This window comes from Streptomyces sp. NPDC026672 (assembly GCF_040638185.1).
Classification (GTDB): Bacteria; Actinomycetota; Actinomycetes; order Streptomycetales; family Streptomycetaceae; genus Streptomyces.
The window spans coordinates 1-14,668 of record NZ_JBEZXS010000047.1 but is presented as its reverse complement, the minus strand read 5'-3'; the positions used below and the strand labels follow the sequence as shown (position 1 = coordinate 14,668).

The following is a 14,668-nucleotide window of genomic DNA, read 5'->3' as shown; positions in this document are numbered from 1 at the left end:
CTCAGTTCTCCCGGAGGCTGATGGCACCCAGGGGGCAGGACTCGTACGCCTCACGGACGGCCTTGTCGTGCTCGCTCCCGGGCCGCTCCAGCAGGAGCAGTGCGCGGCCGTCGGTCTCGTCCTGGTCGAAGACCTCGGGCGCGATCATCACGCAGCCCCCGGTCCCCATGCACTTGTCCTGGTCGATCACGATGTCCATGCCGGACCTTCCGCATCCTGGGTCCTCTGGGTGTCCCGCGGTCGGGGCGGGGCGTCCCGTCGGCCGGGACGTGCCCCATCTTGGGCCGCGTACCGACCGGTTGCCGCCGCTCACCGGCACTCTCTGGGGTTTCCTCCAGACTGTGGGGCACCGGGGCACCGCCGACGGGCGGAGGTACTCGGTGAATCCCTAGACTACGCGGCCGTTCCTGGCCCGCCCCGGGTCCCCTGTGCTGGAGTGACGGGGCAGCCGGGCCCCCGTCGGGGAACCCGGCCGACACGCGTTTCGCGCGCGCCGGACTTCCGGCGCGGGACGTCCCGGCGGGCCCAGGCCCCAGGACAGTCCGCGGCCGGCGGACACCGTGCGGCGGCTCGCGCACCGGACCGCGGCAGATCGCGGCGGACCCTACGAGAGGGGAACACTGGTGGCGGAGGAAGACATCCCGGACGTACCCGGCGGAACATCCGGGACGGCGGAGTCGGCGGTCCGCGACGCACCAGAGCCGGGCCCCGGCACGGCCCCGCCCACGGTGGAGCCGGACGGCGGCGCGACCCTGCTCGCCTGGACCGCGCGGATGCGCGAGGACCACCCCGCCTGGCGCGACCCGTCGGGCAACACCCACGTCTTCCGGCACGAGGACGTCCAGCGGGTCCTCTCCGACCCGGCGCTGTTCTCCTCCGACACCGTCGGCCGGCTCTCCGGCGGTGAGAAGAAGGCGCCGCGCGGCACCCTGCTCCTCCTCGACCCGCCGCTGCACGGCAAGATGCGCCGGCTGGTCAGCCGCGCCTTCACCCCGGGACTGATCGCCGGCCTGGAGCCCTCGGTCACCGAGCTGACGGACGACCTCCTCGACGCCGTCGACACCGACCGCTTCGACCTGGTCGACGCCCTCGCCAACCCGCTGCCCGTGACGGTCATCGCACGGATGCTCGGCGTCCCCGAGGACGACCGGCACCGCTTCCAGGGCTGGGCGGACCAACTGCTGTCCACCGACCCCGAGGACCCCGAGAGCGTACGGCGCATGGAGGAGACCGCCGTCACCATCACCATGTACCTCCAGACGTTCATCGAGGCCCGCCGCGCCGAACCGCGCGACGACCTGCTGGGCACCCTGGTCCACGCGGAGCTGGAGGGCGAGCGCCTCGACGACGAGGACATCGCGAGCTTCGCCACCCTCCTGCTGCTCGCCGGGCACATCACGACCGCCGTCCTCGTGGGCAACGCGCTGCTCTGCCTCGACCAGGACCCCGAGCTGTACGACCGGGTCCGCGCCGACCGCTCGCTCGTGCCCGCCCTGATCGAGGAGACCCTGCGGCTGCGCCCGCCGTTCACCCGCATCGAGCGGGTCACCACGGCCGACACCGAGATCGCCGGGATCCCCGTCCCCGCCAACAGCCTCGTCCACCTGTGGCTGCTGTCGGCCAACCGCGACGAACGCGTCTTCGAGGACGCCGCCGCCTTCCGCCCCGGCCGCTCCAACACCCGCCAGGCGGCCTTCGGCCACGGCATCCACTACTGCATCGGAGCGCCGCTGGCCCGGCTGGAGGGCCGCATCGCCCTGAACGCGCTGCTCGACCGGTACGCGCGTATCGAGGTCGACCCGGACGCCCGGCTGAGCTACCACGGCACCAACGTCTTTGGCGCGCGGCACCTCCCGCTGCTCGTCAAAAGGGCCTGACCCCGCCAGTCCCCGCCCTCACCCCACGGCACAACCGGCACATCAACGGAGTGACCATGAAGACCAGGCCCGACGCGCCCGTGATCCCGACGGACCGGGGCAAGTGCCCCTTCGACCCGCCCGCGGCGTACACCCGCCTGCGCGAGGAGACCCCGGTCAGCCCCCTCACCTTCCAGGTGGCCCCCGGCGACCCCAACGGCTGGCTGATCACGCGGCACGACCTGGTACGGCAGATCCTCGCCGACACCCGCTTCAGCCACCGCAACGAGCTGCTCGCCCACGTGGTGGCCCCGCCGTTCCCGATCGACGAGTTCAAGCCCGAGCCCGCGGCGCCCGGCTCGTTCGCCAAGATGGACGCGCCCGACCACTCGAAGTACCGGCGGCTGCTGGCCGGCCACTTCACCGTCCGCCGCATCCAGCAGTTCGAGCCCGAGCTGACCCGCATCATCGACCAGACCCTCGACGAGATGGCCGACCAGGGCGGCTCGGCAGACCTGCTGAAGTCGTTCGCCGAGGTCGTCAGCCTGCGCACCGTGCAGTCGCTGATGGGCGTCTCCGCCGAGCTGATGTCCGTCATCTCCGGGTCGTTCGCCGCGATGATGCGGCTGACGTACACGCTGGAGGAGTTCATCCACATCATCGAGTCCATGGACGGCGCGCTGCGGCCCATGGTCCGGGAGCGGATGAAGGACCCGGGCGACGACTTCTTCGGACAGCTCGCCGCCACCGGGGAGCTCACCGAGGAGGAGATGGTCAACCTCGCGGTGCTCACCCTGGGCGGCTCGCTCGACACGACGCCCAACATGCTGGCCCTCGGCACCTTCGCCCTGCTGGAGCACCCGGAGCAACTGGCCCTGCTGCGGGAGCGGCCCGAGCTGTACGAGACGGGCGCGGTCGACGAACTGCTGCGGTACCTGACCATCTCGCACCTGGGATCGAGCCGGTGCGCGCTGGAGGACGTCGAGATCGACGGCGTCACCGTGAAGGCGGGCCAGACCGTCGTCCTCGCACTGCACGCCGCCAACCGCGACCCCGAGGCCTTCGAGGACCCGGACGCGCTCGACGTCACCCGCATCCCGCGCAAGCACCTCGCGCTCGGCTTCGGCGCCCACCAGTGCCTCGGCCAGCACCTGGCCCGCGCCACCCTCAGGATCGGCCTGCGCAGCCTCTTCGAGCGCTTCCCGAACCTGCGCCTCGCCACGGCGGCGGAGGACGTCCCGCTGCGCGACCGCGCCGTCCACTACGGGGTCGACAGCCTCCTCGTCGCCTGGGACTGACGGCCTGGGACCGACCGCCCCTCACCGACGGCCCCGGACCTGACGGCCCGGGGCTGCGACCACCCCGGGACCGACCGACCCGATGGAAAAGGACGAACTGACGTGACGACGGATGCTGTTGGCGCCACGGGGACCGGGGCGCCCGCCGGGGGCGGCGTGAGCGGGGGCGCGGGAGACGGGAGGGGCGGGGGAGTCGGCAAGAACAGGAAGGCCGCCGACATGGCGCCGTTCCGGAACACCGTCGAGAGCGTCGAGCAGCGCGTCCACGTCGTGCGCGCCGGGGTCGCGGACGCGGGCCGTATCCGGCTCACCGGGTACGACCTGCTCACCGGCCCCTGGTACACACCGCTGACGTTCTTCTACCGGGAGACCCTGGACGCCGCGGAACTGCGCGCCTCCCTGGCCCGCACGCTGCGCCACTACCCCCCGCTCGCCGGCCGGCTCACCCGGGACCGGGACGGCGGCCTGAGCGTGCTGTGCAACGACGCCGGCGTCCGCTTCATCGAGGCCGTGTCCCCCGAGCCCATGCGGGAGTACGGACCCGCCCTGCGCACGGAGCCGGTGATCGGCAAACTCCTGCGCGAGGTCAGCGCGTTCCGCGTGGTGGACCGCGACACCCCGCTGCTGAAGGTCCGCCTGACCCAGATGCGCGACGGCGGCTCCATCCTCGGCGTGATGATCAACCACTGTCTGGCGGACGGCGGCAACACCCTCGCCTTCCTGCGGAGCTGGTCGCACGAGCACCGCGGCCTGCCGTTCCCGGAACCGTCCCACGATCGCCCCGCCCTGGACGCCCTGGCGCTCGCCTCGACGGACCCCGCGGTCACGGCCTCCCGCGCCTTCATGAGCGTGTCCCAGCTGCGCCTGCTGACCACGAACATCAGGGTCGGTATGACCAAGCTCGCCACCGTGGCCACCCGCTTCGGCGCCGCCGAGATCGCCGCGCTGAAGGAGGCCGCGCAGGAGGGCCTGTCCGGCGATGGCGCCTGGGTGTCCAGCAACGACGCCCTGACCGCGCACCTGTGGCAGGTCTACGGCGAACTGCGCGCCCGTCCCGACGACGCCGCCGAGTGGCTCGGGATGATCGTCGGCGCCCAGTCCCGGTTGAGCGCCGACCTGCCCGCCGAGTACTGGGGCAACTGCGTCAGCAACAGCTGGACCGGGACCACGGCCGGCGAACTGTGCTCCCGGCCGCTCGGCCGGGTCGCCCAGGACGTCCGGGCGTGCCTGGACGCCAACACCGCCGACAAGCTCCGCGACGAGCTGGCGTTCCTCGACGCGCACCGCAAAGCGGGGGTGTCACGGCACGTCATGTCGGTGCGCGCGCCGGACGTCGTCGACACGGCGCTGACCGTCAACAACTGGTCGCAGTTCCCGATCTACGACATCGACCTGGGCGCGGGCAAGCCGTTCTGGTACGAGTTCCCGGATCTGCCGGTGCCGACGGTGCACATCGCCCCGACCCCCACCGGGGACGGGGGCCGCGACGTCTACCTCTGCCTCACCCTCGACCAGGCCGACCGCATCCGCACCCCGCAGTGGATGCACCGCCTGCACACCTACGCGGCGGCCGCGGCGAACTGACCCCACGGGACGGACCTGTGACAAGACGGGGTCCCCGGACGCCGACAAAACCCTCGGCACGCGGCCCCCGGCACGACGACCGGACACCTGACGGCCGCCCGGGCCCGGAGCACACCGCCGCGTCCACGATCCATACGGGGGTGCCGACGCGACCTTGAGCCGGTGGCCTGCCCGATCCCGCGCCTCGTTCGAAGCGCCGGTTGTTCACCGCGGAGTACAAGCTCCGGATCGTCGCGGAGTACGACGCCGCCCCGGATGGGGAGAAGGGCGTCCGCCGGCTGACCCTATTCGGACGGAGTGAGCTGATCCTCCAGAAAGCCGTCCGGGACGCTCGCGAGTTGCACACGCGACCGAACTCCCAGCTTCTGGTAGATCCGGCGCAGGTGAAAATCAACGGTGTGGGGAGAAATGTAGAGCCGACTCGCCGTCTGGTGATTGCTCAGTCCTTGCCGAACCAGACGCGCGACGGCCCGTTCGGACTTGGTCAGGCAGGACCAGGAGGTATCCGCGGCAGGGCGGGCGGCCGAACCGCCGGTGGCCCGGACGGGGAATTCCCTCAACCGCCGGACGACACGCCTCTCGTCACGGACGGAGCCGATCTCCTGATATATTCCGGCCGCTTCACGGAGACGGCCTTCCGACTCCCTGTACCGGCGCTCCGGGCCGGTCATGAGCAGCACGCCCAGGTCCTCGACGGCCGATGCGCGGGCCCATGGGTCCCGGTAGTGACCGATGACGTGGCCGAGGCGCATGGCGTTCTTGTCCAGCAGGCTGCGCGCATGCAACGTGCCGGGCTGCGGTTCGGTACCGGCTGCCCGGACGACCGACTCCGCGGCCGGTCGGTCACCGGCTTTCAGCAGGACTCTGACCAGCCATGCCGCGGAGCCTGGCTCCACCGAGAGCATGGTTCCGTCCATCAGGGTCCCGGGTTGCTCCGCCATGAACCGCTCGACGGCGCGTCGCGACCCTGTCGACGCCGCCGCGAGCTGGAGCACCAGCCAGTGGTAGTGGGCCAGTTCATCGGGCGAGGAGGAGTCGAGGCTTCCGTCGCCGACGGTCTCGATATGCCGTGCCGCAGACACCAGATCGCCTCGGCGTAAGGCGGCGACAGCCAGAACGGAAGACGCGAATTTTCCCTTACTCATGGCGATGAGCAGATCCCCTTACAGACTTAATGCTTGTGGTGACGTCACTGGACGGAGTAAGGAAATCACCCTGACGTCGACGAAATATCGACGAAAGCTACACGAGGCTCGCTCGCCCAGGGCGAAGGCCGCACCACCCCCCACGCGTCGTCGGGCACGGTGCTGAAGGTGCCGTGGCTGCCGCGCTGTTCCTCGGTCAGGAACACGACCGGTATGGTGGGGCTCCGCGTGCGCGCCCGTGCGTATCGACAGCGGTCACCTTATGGCCGGGGGCGCGTCGCAGGAGGCAGTGGGGCGTCCGCTACGCCTGGCCTGAAGTACGCACCGCACAAAGGTGCGCGGCGTTCGACGTTCTCGCGCGCCGCAGGCCCGGATGGGCATGGGTCGGTGACTCGTGCGGTTGGCACGGCGCAGGAATCCGGGACCGCAGGAAGCCATGGCCCGACACGCCACAGCCACCACGCATGCACCGCTGCCCTACGACCACTCAGGAGCCCAGATGGGGTCGCAGTACCACCGGATAGCCGCCCTCGGCAGCTCGTTCGCCGCCGGCCCCGGCATCGAACCGGTCGCGGACCGCGCGGCTGGACGCTCGGCCCGCAACTACCCGCACCTGCTTGCGGACCGGCTCGGCGCCCGGCTGACCGACCTGACCGTGTCCGGCGCCACGACCTCCACCCTCCTCGACACCCCGCAACGCCGCGGAGGCACCCGCTTCCCCCCGCAAGTGCACGGCATCCCCGCCGACACCGACCTGGTCACCGTCACCGTCGGCGGCAACGACCTGAACTACATCGGCAGGCTGTTCACCCACGCCGTGGCCGCACGTCTGGCCACCCGCGCCTGGACGCGCCCGCTGCGCGCCGTGCTCCCCGGGCCCCAGGTCCCCACCCCCTCCGCCGCGGACGTCGAACACGTGGCGACCGGCCTCGCCGACGTCGTCGCCGCGGTGCGCGAACGCGCCCCCGGGGTCCGCGTCCTCCTGGTCGACTACCTCACCGTCCTCGGCCCTGACACCCTCCCCGGCCCCGAGGCACCGTTCGCCCCCGACGTCCTCGACGGGCTGCGCCGGCTCGGCGACCGCGTCGAGGACGTGTTCGCCGAAGCCGCCGCACGCTCGGGCGCCGAACTCGTACGCATCGGCGAACGCAGCCGCGCCCATGCCCTCGGCTCGGCGCAGCCGTGGGTGACCGGGCTGCCCGGCCGGCTACGCGACCTGCGCACCGTCGTACCGTTCCACCCCAACGCCGACGGCATGCGCGCCACCGCCGAGGCCGTCGCCGATCACCTCACCACCAGTCCCACCGGGCCCGACGACCACCAGCCTGCACGCTGATCCAGCCGCACGGGCCGAACACGCGGACACCGACCGGGCGGGCCGTCGTCGTCACCGGCGGGGTCACCGGACCGTCCGCGCACAGCAACGCGTCGACGAGGTCGAGCAGTTCGTCCCCGCGCGCGGTCGGGCGGTCGAAAAAGTCCTCCCGGAAGCGTGACGCTTGCACGAACACCTCCCCAGGACCGGCGTCGGACAGCAGACTCACCTTCACGGCCTTCGTCCCGGCTGAGCGGCGTACGGCCACCCTGACGATTCTCAGGTACCGCCGGCTCCCCCTCCTCCCCATAGTTCGAGTTGTCCTCCAGACCCCGGTCTCGTCACGGAAGTTCCTTCCACCGACAGGAAGAGACGACTCTCATGCGCCTGTTGCGTTCCACCCTCGCCACGGCCGCGGTACTGTGCACGGCCGCCACCGGTGTCGTCCTCGCCCAGCCCCCGCAGTCCGCCGCGGCTGCGGCCTCCGACTGCGAGGGAGGCAAGCGCGGCTTCCGCGACCACCCGGACAACGCCTCGGGCGATTCCCAGAAGCCGCGGGAGTTCTGGGTCGGCAACGTCCACTTCACGCTCGAGAAGGGCGTCTACGGCGGCACACAGATCGGCTTCGGCAAGATCAGCGGTCAGACCCGACCCGGCGACAAGGTCTGGATGGACTGGCGGGCAGACGGCTGGGACAACGCCGATTCCGTGTCCCCCTGGCTCCAGTGCGGCCCCTTCACCGTCCGGGCCGCGGGACAGAGCCTGACCACGCCCTTCCGGCGGACCAGCACCGACCCCGAGTACCAGTTCCGGGTCTGTGGCTCGCTGGTCACGGACCCCCCGGCCAAGTGCTCCGCCTGGTGGTAGACCACGCCGGCCCAGCCCTGCCCGAGATGCGTTCGGACCCGAGGGCGCCCGCTCGGAGCGCCTGATGGGGCTGTGCGAGTTGACGGTGCGTCCGCCGTGGCAGTCCCGGGGCATCGGCACCCCTCTGCACACAGCGCTGCTCCAGGTAGTGAATCCGGCGTGGTCGTTCCCGCCTGCGCTGCTGTAAAAGCCTGCAGGTCCGGTCCGGCCGCGGAGTGCCAGGTCAGCTTGGCGCTTCCTCTTGTCGCCGGTCGTCGCCGGCTGTGGCGGGGATGGCGTTGTCGATGAGGACGGCGGCGATGGCGGCGGCGGTGGGGAAGGCGTCGGCGTTGAGGACCCGGGTGCGGGCCGCGGCGCCGTCGATGAGCAGCGCGAGCTGCTCGCCGAGCTGCTCGGGGTCGGCGGCGCCGGCTTCGCGGGCGGTGTCGGCGAGCCGCGCGGCGACGGCCTTCTTGTAGTCGCGTGCGTACTGGGATGCCGGGTGCTGGGGGTCGTGGAGTTCGACAGCGGCGCCGATGTAGGGGCACAGGGGAGTGGTGGGGGGGACGTCGAAGGCGGCGAGGAGCCGTTCGCGGGGCGTGAGGTCGGTGCGGTCGAACACGCCGGACAGAACGGAGGGGTCGAACCGGCGCAGGTACTCGGCGACGAGTTCGTCCTTGCTGCTGAAGTGCTGGTAGGCCGTGCGCTTGGACACCTCGGCCGCCGCGCACAGCTGGTCCATGCCGGTGCGGTTGATGCCCTGTTCCCGGAACAGCCGCTGGGACGCGCCGAGGATGCGCTCGCGGGCGCCCCGGCCGCGGCGGCGGCCCGTGGGCCCCTTCTCCAACTCCGTCATGGGTCCATGGTACCGCAGCCGGGTAACGACCGGTGTACATAGTTTGCGTTCCCGGCCGGTCGCCCAGTAGCGTAAGCACACAGGGCGGTGTACTTAACGATGCCGCCCCAGGTACACACGGCATCACCGACCCGAGGGAACGACTATGGGAAAGCTCGACGGCAAGGTCGCGGTCATCACCGGCGGCACCACCGGAATGGCGCTGGCAGGCGCGAGGCTCTTCGTCGACGAGGGAGCGCACGTCTTCATCACCGGCCGCCGCCAGGACGCCCTGGACGAGGCCGTGAAGCTGATCGGCCGCAACGTCACCGGGGTCCAGGGCGACGCCGCCGACCTGGACGACCTGGACCGCCTGTACGACACCGTCAAGCGGGAGAAGGGCAGCCTCGACGTGCTGTGGGCCAGCGCCGGCGGAGGCGAGCCCGCCCCGCTCGGCGAGATCACCGAGGCCCAGTTCGACACCTGGTTCGGGCTCAACGCCCGCGGCACCCTGTTCACCGTCCAGAAGGCCCTCCCGCTCTTCAACGACGGCGGCTCCATCCTCATGACCGGCTCCAACGCCTCCCTCGGCGCCTTCCCCGGCTGGAGCGTCTACGCCGGCAGCAAGGCCGTCCAGCAGGCCTGGGCCCGCATCTGGCTCAACGAGCTCAAGGACCGCCGCATCCGCGTCAACGTCCTGACTCCCGGCCAGGTCGCCACCGCCAAGCAGGAAGAGCTCTTCGACGAGGCCACCAAGCGCCAGTTCGAGTCCCTCATCCCCCGCGGTCAGATGGGCCGCCCCGACGAGATCGCCACCGCCGCCCTCTTCCTCGCCTCCGACGACTCCAGCTACGTCAACGGCATGGAACTCGTCGCCGACGGCGGCACCACCGCCATCTGAACCGAACAGCCACAACCAGGGCAGGACTCCTCATGAGCAACATCAGCATCATCGGCACCGGGAACATGGCCCGCACCATCGGAGCGCGGGCGATAGCGGGCGGCAACACCGTCGAGGTCATGGGCCGCGATCAGTCCAAGGCCGCCGACCTGGCCAAGGCCCTCGGCGGCGGCGCCACGACAGGGGAATGGGGCACCGCCCCGGCCGGGGACATCGTCATCGTGGCCCTGCTGTACGACGGTGTCGTGCCGGCCGTCGCCCAGTACGGAGACGCTCTCGCGGGCAAGGTCATCATCGACATCAGCAACCCCTTCAACGCCGCGTTCGACGGGCTGGCCCACCGTGAGGAGACCTCGATCGCGCAGGAAGTCGCCAAGGCGGCCCCGGCCGGCGCCGGCGTGGTGAAGGCGTTCAACACCGTCTTCCGCCATGTCCTGGAGAAGGGACGGCCCGACGTCTTCGTCGCCGGCGACAGCGCGTCGGCCAAGGCACGTGTGGGGGCGTTCATCGAGAGCCTCGGGCTGCGCCCGCTGGACGTCGGCGGCCTGAAAATGGCGCACTGGCTCGAAGGAGCGGGAGTGGTCACGGTGGGCCTCGCCAACCACGGAGTGGGAAACCTGGACTTCTCCCTCAGCATCACCGAGCTTCCCGTCCGAGCGAACGGTTGACGGAACACCGAGCACACTCGTCGTCGGCCGCGTCCGAGTAGCTGAGCGGCCGTGGCCCGCCCGGCAGGCCGGAAGTTGGAACGAACAGCGGCCGAACCGGTTGGTGCGGTGCCGCGCGGTGCGGCGCTCGGCACGCTGGGCCGACACCAGTCACTCTGCTCGGGCTCGCCCTCGGGGAACGGCGTGGCGGCCCGGGCCGGCGCCCGATGTCGTGAGCGGAGGCAGGTTCCGGGCGGGGCCGGGCATCGGCATGTGTTCTGGGGCCGGTCCGGTGTCCGTCCGGGGTGGTCACCGGACCGGCCGGTCCGGGATGGGGGAGTGGGCCTTGTGGTGAGTTGATCGGGGGTGCCGCCCGGGCCGGGGCTCGGTCCGGGCCGGTCCGGGCGGCGTGGAGAGTTCGGCTTTCCCGGTCGGCTACTTGTCGTCGAGTTGGCGGCTGATGAAGTCGAACAGTTCGTCGTCGGTGGCGTCGTCCAGTTGGTCGGCCACAGACACCGCGGTGCCCGTGCCGGCCGCGCCGAGGCCGCCCAGGTCCAGTCCGCCCGGACCGGCGTCGAGGTCCTCGATCTCGGTGAGGAACGCCCGTAGCCGTGTCTTGAGCAGGGTCCTGACGTCCAACCCCGGGTCGGTGCCCAGGAGTTTCGCCATCGTGCCCTCCACCTCGGCGAGCAGGGCCGTCGCGTTGGCCTGTCCGCCGCCGAAGAGTTCGCCGTTGAGGTGGCGGGCGAGGTCGGCGGGTGTGGGGTGGTCGAAGACGAGCGTGGTCGGCAGGCGCAGCCCGGTGTCCTGGCCGAGCTGGTTGCGCAACTCGACCGCGGTCAGCGAGTCGAAGCCCATGTCCCGGAACGCCTTGCCGGGTTCGACGCCCAACGCCCCGTCGAAGCCGAGGGCCGCGGCGGCGACCGCGCGTACGTGGTCCTGGAGCAACTGGACCCGTGCCTCGGCGGGCGCGGCGGTCAGCTTCACCACGAGGGGACGCTCGGCGGCCGACTCCCCTTCCTCCGGGGCCTGTTCGGCGGCCTTCGCCTCCGGCAGGGCGGCGAGCAGCGGGCTGGGACGGCGGCTCGTGAACGTGGGCAGGAACCTGTCCCAGTCCACGTCGGCCACCACCACCGTACTGTCACCGACGGCCAAGGCACGGCCGAGCCCGGCAAGCGCCAAGTCAGGGTCCATGACCCGGAGTCCGCGCCGCGTCAGCTCCACGGCGGCCGTGTCGGTCACCATGCCACCACCGCCCCAGGGTCCCCAGGCGATGGCGGTGGCGGGGAGGTGGTGGGTGCGGCGGCGTTCGGTGAGGGCGTCGAGGTGGGCGTTGGCGGCGGCGTAGGCGGCTTGTCCGCCGCTGCCCCAGACGCCGGCGATGGAGGAGAAGACGACGAAGGCGGTGAGGTCGAGGCCGAGGTTGCGGGTGACGGTGTCGAGGTGGTCGGCTCCGGTGGCCTTGGCGGCCAGGACCGCGTGGACGCGTTGGGGGGTCATGCGGTCGATGACGTCGTCGTCGAGGATGCCGGCGGCGTGGAAGACGGCGTCGACCGGGTACCGGGTCAGCAGGTCGGTGACGGCGTCGCGGTCGGCCGTGTCGCAGGCCTCGACGACCACCTCGGCACCCGCCTCCCGCAACTCCTGCGCGAGTTCACCGGCACCCGGCGCCTCAGGACCCCGCCGGTTCACCAGGACCAGGTGCGTGGCACCCCGCTCGACCAGCCACCGGGCCAGACGAGCACCGACACCACCGGTGCCGCCCGTGACCAGTACCCGCTCCGGTGCCTGCCAGCCCTCGGCCGGCGTTCCCCAGGACGACGGGCCGTCGGACACCGGCGCATGGGAGAGCCGACGGGCGGACACGGACGTACCGCGCACCACCACCTGGTCCTCGGACCCGTCACGTACGACCGCGGCCAGACTCGCCAGGGTGTCGTGGTCCAGGCCGCCGGACTCCGGCAGGTCGATCAGGCCGCCCCAGCGGTCCGGGTGCTCCAGCGCGGCGACCCGCCCGAAGCCCCACAGCGCCGCACACGCGGGATCGACGTCGCTCTCCGCGCCGTCCGCCGCTGTCGTGGTGGCGTTGTGGGTGAGCAGCCAGAGGGGAGCGGCGAGTTCGGCGGTGTCGGTCACGGCCTGGACGACCGTGAGCGCGTTCGCCACGTCGTCCGGGACGAACAGGATGCCGGCGAACGGGGCGTCCGCCGCTGCCTCGGCGAGGGCGCGGGCGAGGTCGGTGCGGTCGGCGGTGGTGTCGTAGGTGAGGCGCTCGATACCGGGCAGGAACTCCTCGATGCCGGGCAGGGCGGCGTCCCCGCCGGCGGGCTGCAGCAGGAGCCGACGGCCCGTCTCCGCCGCGGCGGGAGCCTGCGGAGCGACGGGCTGCCAGGTGACGCGGTAGCGCCAGGCGTCGACCAGGGTGCGTTCGGTGGCACCCTTGCGCCAGGCGGACAGGGCGGGGACGACGGTGTCGAGTTCGCTTTCGTCGACGCCGAGGACGGCGGCGAGGTCGTGGGCGTCGCCGCGTTCGACGGCGGCCCAGAACTCGTCGTCCAACGGGTTCGCGACGCTCCCCGTGCCGGCGGCGGTGCGGTGCGCGGCGGGCCCGGGCCAGAAGCGCTCACGCTGGAAGGCATAGGTAGGCAGGTCGACGCGGTGGACACCGGTGCTGGTGCTGGTGAGGTAGGCGGACCAGTCGACGGTGACGCCGTGCACGAACGCCCGGGAGAGCGCGGCGGTGACCGTGTCCGCCTCCGGGCGGTCCTTGCGCAGGACGGGCGCGAAGAGCATCCCGTCGGTGTCGGGGACGCTGGACTCGGCGAGGGCGGTGAGGGTGCCGTCGGGGCCGAGTTCGACGTAGCGGGTGACGCCCTGCTCGGAGAGGGTGCGGATGCCGTCGGCGAAGCGTACGGCTTCACGGACGTGCCGCACCCAGTACTCGGGGGACTCCAGCTCGCCGGGTTCGGCGAGTCGTCCGCTCACGTTGGAGACGACGGGGATGAGGGGCTCGGCGTAGGTCACGCTCTGCGCGATCTCGCGGAACGCGGCGAGCATCGGCTCCATCAGTGGTGAGTGGAAGGCGTGGGAGACGCGCAGGCGGGTGGTACGGCGGCCGAGCGCGGTGATCGCGTCGGTGACGGCCTGGACGGCGGTCTCCGTACCGGACACGACCACCGCGCGGGGGCCGTTGACGGCCGCAACAGCCACCTCGGCCGAAAGCAGTGGCAGGACTTCGTCCTCGGTGGCCTCCAGCGCGAACATCGCGCCACCGGAGGGCAGTTCCTGCATCAGACGACCACGCGCGGACACCAGACGGGCCGCGTCTTCGAGGGACAGGACTCCTGATACGTGGGCGGCGGCCAGTTCACCGACGGAGTGCCCGACCAGGAAGTCCGGGCGTACGCCCCAGGACTCCATCAGCCGGAACAGCGCGACCTCGATCGCGAACAGGGCCGGCTGCGTCCACCCGGTCTCGTTCAGCAGGTCGGCATCGTCACCGAAGACGACACCCTTCAGGTCACCGTCGAGGTGCGCGCACACCGCGTCGAAGGCTTCGGCGAAGGCCGGGAAGGCGTCGTACAGCTCCCGCCCCATCCGCAGCCGTTGCGCACCCTGACCCGAGAAGAGGAAGGCGAGCTTGCCCTCGCCGGCGGGGACGGAGGCGTCCTCGTCGCGGACGATAGCGGTGAGGCTGGCGACTATCGATTCGCGATCCGCGCCACACGCAACGGCCCGGTTCCCGAACGTGGAGCGGCTATCGATAAGCGACACCGCGACATCGAGAGGATCAAGTTCGGGACGGGCTTCGACCCACGCGAGCAGACGCTGCGCCTGGTCCCGCAACGCTATCGATCCCTGACCTGATACGACCCAGGGAATCACCGGCAGCGACAGGCCGCCAACTCGCCTATCGATAGCAGCGCCCGGTGTCCCCTCGATACCCGAGTCCAGAATCTGCTCTGCGTCGGCTTCGGCGTCGCTATCGATGGCCGTGTCGGGGTGCTGCTCGATGACTGCGCCGGTGACGGTGTCGATGACGGTGTCGGGTGCCTGTTCCAGGACGACATGTGCGTTGGTGCCGCTCAGCCCGAACGAGGAGACACCCGCCCGACGCGGACGACCCACCCCCGGCCACGCCACCGACTCGGACAGGAGCCGGACCTGGCCCGCCTCCCAGTCCACATGCGATGACGGCTCATCCACATGCAACGTCGCCGGAAGAACACCCTCACGCAGAG

Annotated in this window: 12 protein-coding genes and 1 pseudogene; 7 read left to right on the top strand and 6 right to left on the bottom strand. The window is 71.4% G+C overall.

Going from position 1 to position 14,668, the window contains the following annotated elements; all coding sequences use genetic code 11:
- Position 1 precedes the first annotated feature (1 nt).
- On the bottom strand, positions 2-199 hold the full coding sequence (locus tag AB0F77_RS36140) for a ferredoxin (protein ID WP_361956702.1): 198 nt from the start codon (positions 197-199) through the stop codon (positions 2-4).
- Positions 200-623: 424 nt separating this feature from the next.
- Here AB0F77_RS36140 and AB0F77_RS36135 point away from each other — a divergent pair, with 424 nt between their 5' ends.
- From AB0F77_RS36135 to AB0F77_RS36125, 3 genes are all read left to right on the top strand, one after another.
- Positions 624-1,877 (top strand): cytochrome P450, encoded by a 1,254-nt coding sequence (locus AB0F77_RS36135; RefSeq protein ID WP_361956699.1) that lies wholly within the window; start codon positions 624-626, stop codon positions 1,875-1,877.
- A gap of 56 nt (positions 1,878-1,933) precedes the next feature.
- The gene (locus AB0F77_RS36130) at positions 1,934-3,154 is read left to right on the top strand and encodes a cytochrome P450 (RefSeq protein ID WP_361956696.1); all 1,221 of its coding nucleotides are present in this window, start codon (positions 1,934-1,936) and stop codon (positions 3,152-3,154) included.
- A gap of 219 nt (positions 3,155-3,373) precedes the next feature.
- Complete coding sequence (locus tag AB0F77_RS36125) at positions 3,374-4,738, top strand: acyltransferase (protein WP_361956693.1); 1,365 nt, start codon at positions 3,374-3,376, stop codon at positions 4,736-4,738.
- A 284-nt stretch (positions 4,739-5,022) separates the two neighbouring features.
- Here the strand turns inward: AB0F77_RS36125 and AB0F77_RS36120 are convergent, their stop codons facing one another.
- Together AB0F77_RS36120 and AB0F77_RS36115 are read right to left on the bottom strand one after the other, a co-directional pair.
- The gene (locus AB0F77_RS36120) at positions 5,023-5,883 is read right to left on the bottom strand and encodes a helix-turn-helix transcriptional regulator (RefSeq protein WP_361956690.1); all 861 of its coding nucleotides are present in this window, start codon (positions 5,881-5,883) and stop codon (positions 5,023-5,025) included.
- Positions 5,884-5,948: 65 nt separating this feature from the next.
- On the bottom strand, positions 5,949-6,089 hold the full coding sequence (locus AB0F77_RS36115) for a hypothetical protein (protein WP_361956687.1): 141 nt from the start codon (positions 6,087-6,089) through the stop codon (positions 5,949-5,951).
- Between the two features lie 293 nt (positions 6,090-6,382).
- Between AB0F77_RS36115 and AB0F77_RS36110 the strand changes: the two genes are divergently transcribed.
- Positions 6,383-7,219 carry an SGNH/GDSL hydrolase family protein gene (locus AB0F77_RS36110; RefSeq protein WP_361956684.1) on the top strand — a complete coding sequence of 279 codons (837 nt, stop codon included), beginning with the start codon at positions 6,383-6,385 and terminating at the stop codon, positions 7,217-7,219.
- A 52-nt stretch (positions 7,220-7,271) separates the two neighbouring features.
- On the opposite strand, the pseudogene AB0F77_RS36105 reads toward AB0F77_RS36110, so the two are convergent.
- Positions 7,272-7,427: pseudogene (locus AB0F77_RS36105) on the bottom strand (transposase); the annotation flags it as partial.
- Between the two features lie 152 nt (positions 7,428-7,579).
- Between AB0F77_RS36105 and AB0F77_RS36100 the strand changes: the two are divergent.
- Positions 7,580-8,065 carry a hypothetical protein gene (locus tag AB0F77_RS36100; RefSeq protein ID WP_361956682.1) on the top strand — a complete coding sequence of 162 codons (486 nt, stop codon included), beginning with the start codon at positions 7,580-7,582 and terminating at the stop codon, positions 8,063-8,065.
- A gap of 223 nt (positions 8,066-8,288) precedes the next feature.
- Here the strand turns inward: AB0F77_RS36100 and AB0F77_RS36095 are convergent, their stop codons facing one another.
- Positions 8,289-8,900, bottom strand: coding sequence for a helix-turn-helix domain-containing protein (locus tag AB0F77_RS36095; protein WP_361956679.1), 612 nt, complete (start codon positions 8,898-8,900; stop codon positions 8,289-8,291).
- Positions 8,901-9,045: 145 nt separating this feature from the next.
- Between AB0F77_RS36095 and AB0F77_RS36090 the strand changes: the two genes are divergently transcribed.
- Positions 9,046-9,780, top strand: a complete 735-nt coding sequence (locus AB0F77_RS36090) for an SDR family oxidoreductase (protein WP_361956676.1) — start codon at positions 9,046-9,048, stop codon at positions 9,778-9,780.
- A gap of 32 nt (positions 9,781-9,812) precedes the next feature.
- Positions 9,813-10,448, top strand: a complete 636-nt coding sequence (locus AB0F77_RS36085) for an NAD(P)-binding domain-containing protein (RefSeq protein WP_361956673.1) — start codon at positions 9,813-9,815, stop codon at positions 10,446-10,448.
- Positions 10,449-10,862: 414 nt separating this feature from the next.
- On the opposite strand, the gene AB0F77_RS36080 is transcribed toward AB0F77_RS36085, so the two are convergent.
- On the bottom strand, positions 10,863-14,612 hold the full coding sequence (locus AB0F77_RS36080) for an SDR family NAD(P)-dependent oxidoreductase (protein WP_361956670.1): 3,750 nt from the start codon (positions 14,610-14,612) through the stop codon (positions 10,863-10,865).
- Positions 14,613-14,668 lie beyond the last annotated feature (56 nt).